This is a genomic window from Tepidimonas aquatica (assembly GCF_007556585.1).
GTDB lineage: Bacteria > Pseudomonadota > Gammaproteobacteria > Burkholderiales > Burkholderiaceae_C > Tepidimonas > Tepidimonas aquatica.
This window is the reverse complement of record NZ_VJNA01000012.1, coordinates 68,285-80,081: the sequence shown is the minus strand read 5'-3', so window position 1 is coordinate 80,081 and position 11,797 is coordinate 68,285. Positions and strand designations below refer to the sequence as shown.

14 protein-coding genes are annotated in these 11,797 nt (G+C 66.0%); 7 read left to right on the top strand and 7 right to left on the bottom strand.

Going from position 1 to position 11,797, the window contains the following annotated elements; genetic code table 11:
- The 6 genes from Taqua_RS06215 to coaBC all read right to left on the bottom strand — a co-directional run.
- The coding region (locus tag Taqua_RS06215; protein WP_144325704.1) for a transposase at positions 1-662 on the bottom strand (662 nt) is incomplete at its 3' end.
- Between the two features lie 83 nt (positions 663-745).
- Positions 746-1,156 (bottom strand): DEAD/DEAH box helicase family protein, encoded by a 411-nt coding sequence (locus tag Taqua_RS06210; RefSeq protein WP_144325702.1) that lies wholly within the window; start codon positions 1,154-1,156, stop codon positions 746-748.
- The gene (locus Taqua_RS06205) at positions 1,153-3,363 is read right to left on the bottom strand and encodes a site-specific DNA-methyltransferase (protein ID WP_144325701.1); all 2,211 of its coding nucleotides are present in this window, start codon (positions 3,361-3,363) and stop codon (positions 1,153-1,155) included. Before Taqua_RS06205 ends, Taqua_RS06210 begins: the two co-directional genes overlap by 4 nt.
- A 37-nt stretch (positions 3,364-3,400) precedes the next feature.
- The gene (locus tag Taqua_RS06200) at positions 3,401-3,811 is read right to left on the bottom strand and encodes a type II toxin-antitoxin system HicB family antitoxin (RefSeq protein ID WP_068609097.1); all 411 of its coding nucleotides are present in this window, start codon (positions 3,809-3,811) and stop codon (positions 3,401-3,403) included.
- Entirely contained in the window at positions 3,808-3,999 is a 192-nt protein-coding gene (locus Taqua_RS06195; RefSeq protein ID WP_068609868.1) for a type II toxin-antitoxin system HicA family toxin, read from the bottom strand. The genes Taqua_RS06200 and Taqua_RS06195 overlap by 4 nt, the downstream gene beginning before the upstream one ends.
- Positions 4,000-4,069: 70 nt before the next feature.
- Complete coding sequence (gene coaBC / locus Taqua_RS06190) at positions 4,070-5,287, bottom strand: bifunctional phosphopantothenoylcysteine decarboxylase/phosphopantothenate--cysteine ligase CoaBC (protein ID WP_144325699.1); 1,218 nt, start codon at positions 5,285-5,287, stop codon at positions 4,070-4,072.
- Between the two features lie 94 nt (positions 5,288-5,381).
- Here coaBC and Taqua_RS06185 point away from each other — a divergent pair, with 94 nt between their 5' ends.
- From Taqua_RS06185 to ftsB, 7 genes are read left to right on the top strand one after another with little or no spacing between them, the layout of a single operon-like run.
- Entirely contained in the window at positions 5,382-7,052 is a 1,671-nt protein-coding gene (locus tag Taqua_RS06185; RefSeq protein WP_144325696.1) for a CTP synthase, read from the top strand.
- Positions 7,049-7,909 (top strand): 3-deoxy-8-phosphooctulonate synthase, encoded by an 861-nt coding sequence (gene kdsA, locus Taqua_RS06180; protein WP_144325694.1) that lies wholly within the window; start codon positions 7,049-7,051, stop codon positions 7,907-7,909. The genes Taqua_RS06185 and kdsA overlap by 4 nt, the downstream gene beginning before the upstream one ends.
- Positions 7,906-8,328, top strand: coding sequence for a type VII toxin-antitoxin system MntA family adenylyltransferase antitoxin (mntA, locus tag Taqua_RS06175; RefSeq protein WP_132963262.1), 423 nt, complete (start codon positions 7,906-7,908; stop codon positions 8,326-8,328). Before kdsA ends, mntA begins: the two co-directional genes overlap by 4 nt.
- A complete protein-coding gene (gene hepT, locus Taqua_RS06170; RefSeq protein ID WP_132963261.1) occupies positions 8,325-8,771 on the top strand; it encodes a type VII toxin-antitoxin system HepT family RNase toxin in 447 nt (148 codons plus the stop codon). Before mntA ends, hepT begins: the two co-directional genes overlap by 4 nt.
- Positions 8,768-9,067 (top strand): DUF1330 domain-containing protein, encoded by a 300-nt coding sequence (locus tag Taqua_RS06165; protein ID WP_132963260.1) that lies wholly within the window; start codon positions 8,768-8,770, stop codon positions 9,065-9,067. Before hepT ends, Taqua_RS06165 begins: the two co-directional genes overlap by 4 nt.
- Before the next feature lie 52 nt (positions 9,068-9,119).
- Positions 9,120-10,403: a phosphopyruvate hydratase gene (gene eno / locus Taqua_RS06160; RefSeq protein WP_144325692.1), complete on the top strand. Its 1,284-nt coding sequence runs from the start codon at positions 9,120-9,122 to the stop codon at positions 10,401-10,403.
- A gap of 15 nt (positions 10,404-10,418) precedes the next feature.
- Complete coding sequence (gene ftsB, locus Taqua_RS06155; RefSeq protein WP_144325690.1) at positions 10,419-10,742, top strand: cell division protein FtsB; 324 nt, start codon at positions 10,419-10,421, stop codon at positions 10,740-10,742.
- A 72-nt stretch (positions 10,743-10,814) separates the two neighbouring features.
- On the opposite strand, the gene hslO is transcribed toward ftsB, so the two are convergent.
- Positions 10,815-11,792: an Hsp33 family molecular chaperone HslO gene (gene hslO / locus Taqua_RS06150; protein WP_144325689.1), complete on the bottom strand. Its 978-nt coding sequence runs from the start codon at positions 11,790-11,792 to the stop codon at positions 10,815-10,817.
- Positions 11,793-11,797: the final 5 nt, after the last annotated feature.

The following is an 11,797-nucleotide window of genomic DNA, read 5'->3' as shown; positions in this document are numbered from 1 at the left end:
GCCTTGCGGGCCAGCTCCTTGCCTTCCTTGGCAAAGGTCTGCTTCAAGGCGATGCCGGCGGCCTTGGCCGCCTCCACCAGCTTGGTGCGTGCCGTCTCCAGCAGCCGGCTGTCGGTGGGGTGCGCCACCGCCTTGGGTTGTACGGTGGTGTCCACCACCACGCGCTTGAGTTCCTGCGGCTTGATGAGTCCGGTTTCCACCGCCACGTTGATCGTCTGCGCCAGGAGTTCTTCCACCCCCTCCTCGCCCAGCAGCCGGCGAAACTTCACCAGCGTCGTGGCGTCGCACGGCCGGCGATGTTCAAAGTACGCCCGCCCCGAGAAGAACTGCCATGTGGGGGTTTCGCCCCAGCGCTCGACCACCCCTTCGTCCGACTCGTTGAAGGCGTGCTTCAGATACAGCAGCGCGATCATCACGCGCAGCGGCACGCGGGGTCGGCCTGCGTTGGACGCCCGAGCTGCGCGCACCGGAGATTCGCCAAAGAGGTCCAGATCGGGCATGGCCACCCCAGAGCGCGCTTTGCGCATGAACAGGTGCGACAGCCTTGCTTCCAACTCCTGCCACGGCATGCGTGAGGACAACACCGCCAGCGGATGGCGCAGGTCGATCATCTGATCGAGCCGGGCGCGGAAGAAGTCCTCGGTGGCGGGGCAGGCAAACATCGCAAAACTCCCAGAAAACGGCGCATCAGACCATCAAATCTGGGGGAAATTGTACTCGCAAACAGGCAATAACACAAGAAAAATCATGCTGTTATGAATATTTCAGGGGCGACGAAATAGATGCGCCCGCCTGCCAGCCGGGGCGCGTCGAAATGCGCATCGATGGTGATGAGCTGATTGACCCGGTACACCTTGTCCGATTTGCTCTCGATCTTGAGCCGGGTCTGCTCGTTGAGCTCGGGCATGTCGGAGACCCACAGGATCACAGCATCGGGATGCGGCGCCCAGTCCAACGGCCAGGCCAACTGGTCGTCGGGCTCATCCAGAATCGCCTCGAACAGCGCCGTCATCATGATGGTCTTGCCGCTGCCCGTGGGAGCCGAGAAGGCGACGACTTGCTGATTGTCCGGCGAGACACTCTTGCGGGCGCTGGCCAAAGCCTCGCGCAGCTTGGCCAAGGCGTCTTTCTGAAAATCGAACAGCGAGACCTTCATGCCCGGGCTCCCTGGGTATCGGTGTGACCGGCAGCACGGTCCTGATGCTGGTTGATCATGAAATTGAGCAGATAGTCGCGGTACAACTGCACCACCGCCAAGCCGGGGTTGGCCTTGCCCGCCACCTCGCGCACGTCCTGCGCCATGGTTTTGAAAGATTCGTCCGCGTCGGTGACGATGAACACGTGTGATAGACCGGCGCGGCCTTGCAGCGCTTGCAGCAAGCGGCCCATGCGGGTTTCGTCCAGCAGCACCACGAAGTTGCTGCCCTCGGGCGCAAACAGCACCGGCTCGGGCTCGCCGCGCTTCAACTCGGGCCGCGGGCCCACGGCCCCGGCCTTGAGCCACAGCAGCGGCAAGATTTCGCGGAAGGCGCGGCGCAGCGACACGCGTTCCTTCTCCAGAAAATCCAGCTTGAAGTAGGCGAGGTTGGCGGCAAAGCCCTCGGCCATCGGAAATTCGTCGGCGAATTTGTAATCACCCCGGATCGGCTCGCCTTGGGGTGTTTTGCCGGTAATGGCGGCTTTCAGCCGCGGAAAGGTGATGTGGCGGCAGATGCCCCACTGCTCCCATTCCGGCTGGCCGGGCTGCAAGCCCTTTGCGGCCAGGGCTGCCGCCTCGTCGGCGGCCACTTCGTTGTTGGTCACCAGCACGCAGCGCCTGCGCCCACCGTCCTGGTGGTTGAGGCGCATCACCGCATGCGCCGTGGTGCCCGAGCCGGCGAAGAAATCGACGATCAAGGCCTCGGGCTTGTGGGCGACAAAGAAACGCAGCGCGTCCTCGACGGCGTAGAGGGATTTGGGGAAGGGGAAGCGGCGGTCGGGAAGCAGCGATTTAAGTACCCCAGTTCCACCATGTTCTGCATTGTGGGATGGTATGTCCCACTGAGTGGTGACGTGTTTCTGTGTTGCCCCTACATACCGCACAATGACAGAGTTATCTGATCTTCTGCTTTCAATTTTTGCTACACCGTCATCGATTTCTTTGCGCACCTTGTTAGGTAGGTGCTGAATGATATATTGCTGAGGCTCATCTCTCTTTCCATTGGCTCGAATGTACCCCAGCGACCACCATTTATCGAAAGCTGACGCTGTATATTCCCAATTCATCTCTGTTCCATCAGGTCGAATAGGAAACACAGCGACGGCTCCTTCAGGCGCAACGCATGTATCGCGCGATATTTCTGGCGGTAAAGGATCGCCGCGTCCAACTATCGACCCTGACTCGATGTTCACAAAAATGGGGTAAAACTGGTTGGGTCCGCAAGCCCCTTTGCCTTTTCGTCCTCGCACAGAGGCAAGATTTCGCCTCCTCATCGTTTCCCACGAGACTTCCAAGCCTGTCGATTCATTATCAGCTAGTTTTCCGACAACGGCAGAACCAATGCGTACAAAAAATATAAATTCGTTTGTGCGAGCAAAGCTTCCTGGGCGACCTGTTCCTTTAGGGTTAATGATTGAGGAGACCATTTCTATCCGCGCCTCGGGAAACTCCTGCTCGAGCAGCAGCCCCAGCCGGTGCACCTCCTTCTCATCGATGGTGACGATTAGCACCGAGTCCGCTGGGTTGAGCAGCTTTTTCGCGAGCCGCAGCCGCCGCTGCATCATCGACAGCCACTTGCTGTGCCGCCACTGGTCGTTGCCGTCCACGTAGTCGTTGTTGTATTTCCAATCGCGCGCGCCGGTGTTGTAGGGCGGGTCGATGTAGATGCAATCCACCTTGCCGGCATAGAGGTAATCCAGCAGTTGCAGCGCGTGGTAGTTGTCGGCCTCGATCAGCGTGTGCCAGGGGGCATCCGCCGAGCCGTTGGCCACGGCATCCACCGGCACCAGCGCGGGGAAGATGGGCTCGCCAAACTCCCGCACCACCAGCAGTTCATCCACCGGGAACTGCGCGGCTTTCCCCGCGGCGCGGGTGGGCTCGCTGGGGTGCGCTTCGTTGCCGGGCTTGACGCAGGTGGCCACGCCCGCGTGGATGGACTGGATTTGCCACACATCTTTCAACGCGCCGATGTGCCCCTGAGGGCGGTGGCACACCAGGTCGCCCTGGCGGGGCTTGGCGCCGTGCAGCGGCAGCAGCTCGGGCAGGTGATCTTCGAACACCAGGCCGAATTTTTTTTCTTTCTTGGCGTTGCTCCATTCGGCAGCAAGGCGCTCGCGCAGGCGCTGGTCCGGAATTTGCGCGATCAGATCATCGATAGCCGACACGTATCACCCTTTGGTTGCACATCTTTCAGCGCCCATCTCATTCCAGGCTGAGGACCAGCCGCTTGCCCAGTGCGGCGGCGGCACGCTCCAATTGCTTGAGGGTGGGGTTGCCTGGGCGGGTGAGGCGCTGCGCAGCCGGCCAGGAGGTGCCCATGGCGCGGGCCAGCTCCGACAGGCTGTGCCCCTGCCGGGCGAAGTGGATCAAGAGCGCGGCCTGCACCGGCGCATCGGGCAACGCCACCGGGCGGCCGTTGGCCGGCGACGGCGGCGGGATGACCTCGCCCTGCTCCAGGCGGACCGCCAGCACGCCAGTGAGCACCTCGGCGGCGTTGAAGGCGGCCTGTTCTTCGGTGTCGCCTTCGGTGAAGGCTTCCTCCAGATCGACGAATTGCACGAGAAAGCCGCCTTCGGGCTGCGGCTCCAAGGTGTAGGGGTAGGCAACGTTCATGTCAGCTTGACTCCGCTTTGCCGTTCGATGGCCTTGACGAGACCGGATGAAAGCTCGCGGCTGCCGTGCACGGGCACCGGCACGCTGCGCGGCGCGCCCGGCTTGACGAGGATGTGGTGGCTGCCCTGCACCCGCACCAGACGCCAGCCCGCAGCTTCCAGCCGCTTGATGATCTCCTTGCCATTCATCTTTTTATGATAGATCATCAACGGTAATTGCTACCCCATCCGCTGATCCAGAACCACGGGGATGAGGGACCTAGACATGGCCGAGCCGGCGCGCGATCTCGCCGACGAGCTGGCGCGCCAGCACGATCTTCGGTGCCGGCGGCAGCTCCACCGCCTCGCGCTCGTCCACCAGCAGCAGCGCGTTGTCGTCACGGCCAAACGTGGCCGGCCCGATGTTGCCCACCAGCAGCGGCACACCCTTACGCGCGCGCTTGGCGCGGGCGTGGCGCAGCAGGTCGTGGCTTTCGGCGGCAAAGCCCACGCAGTACAACTCGCCACGACGCGCGCGCGGCAGCGCGGCCACGGTGGCCAGGATGTCCGGGTTCTCGACGAAGGCGAGCGCCGGCGGCGGGCCGCCGCCGTCCTTCTTCAGCTTGCGCTCGGCCGCCCGCGCCGGGCGCCAGTCGGCCACGGCCGCTGCCGCCACGAACACCGTGGCCTGCTCCACGTGCGCCAGCACCGCCTGCAGCATTTGCTGCGCGGTTTGCACATCCACCCGCCGCACCCCGCGCGGCGTGCGCAGGTGCACCGGGCCCGCCACCAGCGTCACCTCGGCGCCGGCCTCGCGCGCCGCGCGCGCCAGCGCAAAGCCCATCTTGCCGCTGCTGTGGTTGGTGAGGCCGCGCACCGGGTCGATCGGCTCGAACGTCGGCCCCGCCGTCACCAGCACGTGGTGGCCGGCCAGCACTTTGGCCTGCAGGTGGGCCACCACCTCCTCGGCGATCTCGTCGGGCTCCAGCATACGGCCTTCGCCGACCTCGCCACAGGCCTGCTCGCCCTGCCCCACGCCCAGCACCACGGCGCCGTCGGCCACCACCTGCGCCACGTTGCGCTGCGTGGCCGGGTGCGACCACATCTCGCGGTTCATGGCCGGCGCCAGCAGCAGCGGCACCTGCTGGCGCGGCCGCGCCAGGCACAGCAGCGGCAGCAACTCGCTCGCGCGCCCCTGCGCCAACTGGGCGATGAAGTCCGCGCTGGCCGGCGCCACGACGATGGCGTCGACCCCCCGGCCGTGGTTGATGTGCGCCATCGCGTTGGGCTCGCGCTCGTCCCACTGGCTCAGCACCACCGCCCGGCCGCTGAGGGCTTGCAGCGTCAGCGGCGCGATGAAGCGCGCCGCCGCCTCGGTCATCACCACCTGCACGTCGGCGCCGGCCTGCACCAGCAGCCGGCACAACTCGGCCGACTTGTAGCAGGCGATGCCACCCGTCAACCCCAGGACGATGCGCTTGCCTTCGAGCTCTTTCATGCGGCGCGACTATAACGCGCCGCACCGCGGTTGGGGGTCGGCTTTTATAATCGGCCTTTCCACCGACGGGCCGTCACGCGGTCCGCCCACTCCCATGACCAAATACGTGTTCGTCACTGGCGGCGTGGTGTCGTCCCTGGGCAAGGGGATCGCCTCCGCGTCGCTGGCCGCGTTGCTGGAATCGCGCGGCCTCAAAGTCACGCTGATCAAGCTGGATCCTTACCTCAACGTCGACCCGGGCACGATGAGCCCGTTCCAGCACGGCGAGGTGTTCGTCACCGACGACGGCGCCGAGACCGACCTGGACCTGGGGCATTACGAGCGCTTCATCACCACGCGCATGAAGCGCAGCAACAACTTCACCACCGGCCAAATCTACAAGTCGGTGCTGGAAAAGGAGCGTCGCGGCGACTACCTGGGCAAGACGGTGCAGGTCATCCCGCACGTCACCAACGAGATCCAGACCTTCATCCAGCGTGGTGCCGAAGGTGTGGACGTGGCCATTGCCGAAATCGGCGGCACGGTGGGCGACATCGAGTCGCTGCCCTTCCTGGAAGCCGCGCGCCAAATGAGCCTGCGCCTGGGGCCCAACAACAGCGCGTTCGTGCACCTGACCTACGTGCCTTACATCGCGGCGGCGGGCGAGCTCAAGACCAAACCCACCCAGCACACGGTGCAAAAGCTGCGCGAAATCGGCATCCAGCCCGATGCGCTGCTGTGCCGTGCTGACCGTGTCATCCCCGACGAAGAGCGCGAAAAGATCAGCCTCTTCACCAACGTGCCGCTGTGGGGTGTGATCTCGATGCCCGACGTCGACACCATCTACAAAGTGCCGCGCGTGCTGCACGAGCAGGGGCTGGATGGCCTGATCTGCGACAAGCTGCGGCTGCACACGCCGCCCGCCAACCTCAAGCGCTGGGACGACCTGGTCTACGAGGTCGAACACCCGCGCGGCGAGGTGCGCATCGCCATGGTCGGCAAGTACGTCGACCTGTCCGACAGCTACAAATCGCTCAACGAGGCGCTGCGTCACGCCGGGCTGAAAAACCACGTGCGCGTGGCCATCACCTACATCGACTCCGAAACGCTGGAGCAAGGCGATGTGGCCGCGCGTTTGGGCGGTTTCGACGCCATCCTGGTGCCGGGCGGCTTTGGCAAGCGCGGGGTCGAGGGCAAAATCCGCGCCGCGCAGTTCGCGCGCGAAGCCAAGATCCCCTACCTGGGCATTTGCCTGGGCATGCAGGTGGCCACGATCGAGTTCGCCCGCCACGTCGCCGGGCTGGCCGGGGCCAACTCCACCGAGTTCGACCCGCACACGCCGCATCCGGTCATCGCCCTCATCGACGAATGGTTGAACGCCGACGGCACGCTGCAAAAGCGCGACGCCGACACCGACCTGGGCGGTACGATGCGCCTGGGCGCGCAAAGCGCCGACGTGCTGCCCGGCACGCTGGCCTACCAAATATACGGGCCCGTGGTCACCGAACGCCACCGCCACCGCTACGAGGCCAACACGCAGTACCTGGACCGGCTGCGCGCCGCGGGGCTGGTGATTTCAGCGCTGACACAGCGCGAGCAACTGACCGAAATCATCGAGCTGCCGCAGGACGTGCACCCGTGGTTCATGGGCGTGCAGTTCCACCCCGAGTTCAAATCCACCCCGTGGGACGGCCACCCACTGTTCAACGCCTACATCGCCGCGGCGCTGCAACACCAGCAACACCGCGCCCCCGCCCCCGCAGGGGCCCAGGAGGCCACAGCATGAACCTGTGCGGCTTCGAAGTCGGCCTGCACCGACCGTTGTTCCTGATTGCCGGCCCCTGCGTCGTGGAGTCGGAGCAGTTGCAGATGGATGTGGCCGGCCAGCTCAAGGAGGTCACCCAGGCGCTGGGCATTCCGTTCATCTTCAAGAGCAGCTACGACAAGGCCAACCGCTCCAGCGGCGCCTCGTACCGCGGGCCGGGCATGGACAAGGGGCTGGAGATCCTGGCCAAGGTGCGCCGCGAAGTGGGGGTGCCGGTGCTGACCGACGTGCACACCGAAGCCGAGGTGCCCGCGGTGGCCGCGGTGGTGGACGTGCTGCAAACACCCGCCTTTTTGTGCCGCCAGACCGACTTCATCCGCGCCGTGGCGCAGTCGGGCAAGCCGGTCAACATCAAAAAAGGCCAGTTTCTCGCCCCGCAGGATATGAAAAACGTCATCGACAAAGCTCGCGCCGCCGCGCGCGAGGCGGGCTTGTCGGAAGACCGCTTTTTGGCCTGCGAGCGTGGCGTCAGTTTTGGCTACCACAACCTGGTGTCGGACATGCGCGCACTGGTCATCATGCGCGACACCGGCGCACCGGTCGTCTTCGACGCCACGCACAGCGTGCAACTGCCCGGCGGCCAGGGCACCAGCTCCGGCGGCCAGCGCGAATTCGTGCCCGTGCTGGCGCGCGCCGCGGTGGCCGTGGGCGTGGCGGGCCTGTTCATGGAAACCCACCCCGACCCCGCACGGGCGCTGTCGGACGGCCCCAACGCCGTGCCGCTGAAGTTCATGCGACCGCTGCTGGAATCGCTGCAGGAGCTCGACGCCGTCGTCAAGCGCCGTGGCTGGCTGGAAAACGACTTCGCCACCGCATGACCACCACGCCCGTGCAGCCCCCCAGCGACGCCGAGCTGCGCGCCGCCCTCCACGCCGCCGTGCCGCAGGCGACGATGGCGTGGCTACACGGCAGCGCGGCGCAGGGCCGCCTGCGCACCGACAGCGACCTGGATCTGGCCGTGTGGCTGCCGCAGCCGCTGTCACCAACGCAGTGGCTGCAGGCCAGCGCCGAGCTGAGCCGCCGCCTGCAACGCGACGTGGACCTGCTGGACCTTGCACGCGCCAACACGTTGACGCAGTTCATCGTGCTCAGCCGCGGGCGTCTGTTGCTGGCACGCCAGCCCCACGCCCCCTGGTTGCTTTGGGCGCGTGTGCTGCGCGACTGGCAGGACCTGCAACGTCACCGCGCCCCCGCCGTGCGCGCGCTGGCCCAACGCCTTCAGGGGTTCGCGTCATGATCGACGCTGCTCTGCGCGAGGTTTTGGCGCAAAAATCCCAGCGCCTGCAACGCGCCGTGGCCCGCGCCCGCGCCGAATGGCGTGCCAGCCCCGACCCGGCACACGACTTCACGCACCAGGATGCCGCCTTGCTCAACGTCCAGCGCGCCTGCGAACAAGCCATCGACATGGCCAACTTGATCTGCAGTGCGCATGGTTGGGCGTTGCCAGAGGGTGCCCGCGCCGCCTTCCACGAACTGGCCCAACATGGCTGGATCGATGCCCCCTTGGCTGACGCCTTGGGACGCATGGTGGCGTTTCGCAACATCCTGGTGCATGAATACGAAGCCCTCGACCTGGGCATCGCTCAACATGTGATTGACCATCACCTGGACGACCTGCTGCGCTTTGCCGCCGTTGTGCTGCAGCGCGCGCTGCCCACCCCTTCGCCCAGTGCCCCATGAGTGCCTACATCATCGCCGACGTCGACGTCACCGACCCCGTGCAGTACGAGGAATACAAACGCTGGTCCACCGCCGCCATCCAGCAGCACGGTGCCGAGGTGCTGGTGCGCGGCGGTGCCGTCACCGTGCTGGAGGGCGACTGGCACCCCAGCCGGGTGGTGGTGCTGCGCTTTGCCAGTGTCGCCGCGGCGCGCGCCTTCCACGACTCCGAAACCTACCGCCGCGCGCGTCAAGCCCGCGCTGGCGCCGCCGTGATGCGCATGATCGTCGTCGAAGGCGTGGCCCCCAACGTTTGACAACCGCTTTGTTGACCATCCGCAACCTTCTCGCAAGCAAGGAACCCTACGCATGAGTGCCATCGTCGATATCGTCGGCCGCGAAATCCTGGACAGCCGCGGCAACCCCACCGTCGAGTGCGATGTGTTGCTGGAGTCCGGCGTCATGGGCCGCGCCGCCGTGCCCAGCGGTGCCTCCACGGGCAGCCGCGAAGCCATCGAGCTGCGCGACGGCGACCCCAAGCGCTACTTGGGCAAAGGGGTGCTCAAGGCCGTTGAGCACATCAACACCGAAATCTCCGAAGCCGTGCTGGGCCTGGACGCCAGCGAGCAAGCCTTCCTCGACAAAACCCTGATCGAGCTCGATGGCACCGACAACAAGTCGCGCCTGGGCGCCAACGCCATGCTGGCCGTCAGCATGGCCGTGGCGCGTGCCGCGGCCGAGGAATCGGGCCTGCCACTGTACCGCTACTTTGGTGGCAGCGCCGCGCACACGCTGCCCGTGCCGATGATGAACGTCATCAACGGCGGCGCGCACGCCAACAACAACCTGGACCTGCAGGAGTTCATGATCCTGCCGGTGGGCGCGCCCAACCTGCGCGAAGCCATCCGCTGGGGCGCTGAGGTGTTCCATGCCCTCAAAAAAATCATCCACGACCGCGGCATGAGCACCGCCGTGGGCGACGAAGGTGGCTTTGCCCCCAGCGTAGCCAACCACGAGGCCGCCATCCAGCTGATCCTGGAAGCCATCGACAAGGCCGGCTACACCGCCGGCACCCAAATCGCGCTGGGCCTGGATTGCGCCTCCAGCGAGTTTTACAAAGACGGCCGCTACCACCTGCAAGGCGAAGGCCTGGTGCTGAGCGCCGCCGAGTGGACCGACATCCTGGCCACCTGGTGCGACAAATACCCGATCATCAGCATCGAAGACGGCATGGCCGAAGGCGACTGGGACGGCTGGAAGCTGCTGACCGAGCGTCTGGGCCGGCGCGTGCAGCTGGTCGGTGACGACCTGTTCGTCACCAACACCAAGATCCTCAAAGAAGGCATCGAGCGTGGCGTCGCCAACTCGATCCTCATCAAGATCAACCAGATCGGCACGCTGACCGAGACGTTTGCCGCCATCGAAATGGCCAAGCGCGCCGGCTACACCGCCGTCATCAGCCACCGTTCGGGCGAGACCGAAGACAGCACGATCGCCGACATCGCCGTGGCCACCAACGCCGGTCAAATCAAGACCGGCTCGATGAGCCGCAGCGACCGTATGGCCAAGTACAACCAGTTGCTGCGCATCGAAGAGGATCTGGGCGACGTGGCCACCTACCCGGGTCGCGAAGCGTTTTACAACCTGCGCTGAGCGCGGCTGAACGCCATGCGCCCCGCGCGCTGGGTGACGCTGTTGCTGCTGGCGCTGCTGGCGCTGGTGCAGGCCCAGATGTGGCTGGGGCGCGCCAGCGTGGCCGACGTGGCCGCGCTGCGCCTCCAAGTGGCCGAAGCCGAGCAAGCCAACGAAGCAGCACGCCAGCGCAACGAGCGCCTGGCCGCCGAAGTGCGCGACCTGCGCGAGGGGTTGGAGACAGTGGAAGAAATCGCCCGCCAGGAGCTGGGCATGGTCAAGCCCAACGAGATTTTTGTGCAGTTCCAGCGCCCTGGGGTGGGGTCTGCGGCCAGCGGTGCAGCCCCCGCGGCCCGCTAATAGCCGGCCGCATGCCGCTTGGCCGCGGCCAGCCGTTCACTCCCAGGCGCCGCGCGGCGGCGTGGCGCGCCGTCACTGCAAGCGCTCGCTGCCCGGTGGCTGTTGGGTTTGATCCAAAAACAGCCGCGCCGCATCCACCGGGTCGAAGCGGTAGTGCTGGCCACAAAAGTCGCACGCCACGTCGATCTCGCCGCGTTCGGCCAGAATCGACTCCACCTCCGCCACCCCGAGCCCTTGCAGCATCGAAGCCACGCGCTCGCGCGAGCACGTGCAGGCAAAGTGGGGCTGCATGGGCTGCCCCTGCGGCACCAGCCGCAGCAGTTGCTCCTGCCAAAACAGGCGATGCAGCACGGTGTCGGCGTCCAGCGTCAACAGCTCGTCGCGCCGCAGGCTGGCGGCCAGCAGCGCAATGCGCTGAAAGTCCTCGTCTGCCCCCGGCACCTCCTCGCCCGCCGCTGCCGCGCGCCCGGCCAAGTTGCCGGCACCCGCCGTGGGCATGCGCTGAATCAGCAGCCCCGCCGCCACGTGCTCGTCGGCCGCCAGCACGATGCGCGTGTCCAGCTGCTCGCTTTGGCGCATGTAGTGCTCCAGCATCTCGCTCAGGCGGCCCAGGCGTTGACCGCGCGCGTCCACCAGAGGCACGATGCCCTGGTACGGCTGCATGCCGGGCGTGCGCTCACGCGGGTCCAGCGTGATCGCGCAGCGCCCCTGCCCCAGCACGTTGACCATGTCGGCCAGCGGCGCATCCGCCGCCACCTCGCCGACCACCGTCGCCGTGGCGCGAAACGTCAGGTCGGGCTGCACCTCGGCCACGGCGACCTTGACCGGCCCATCACCCAGTATTTGCAGCACCAGCGCCCCGGCAAACTTGATGTTGCTGTGCAGCAACACGGCGGCGGCAGCCATCTCACCCAGCAACACCGTCACCGGCGCCGGGTAGCCCCCGGCGGCCTGGCGGCGTTGCAGCAGCGCCTGCCAATCGTCGGTCAGACGCACCAGCGCCCCACGCACCGGCGCGCCATCGAACAAAAAGCGGTGCAGCTCCGACACCCGGC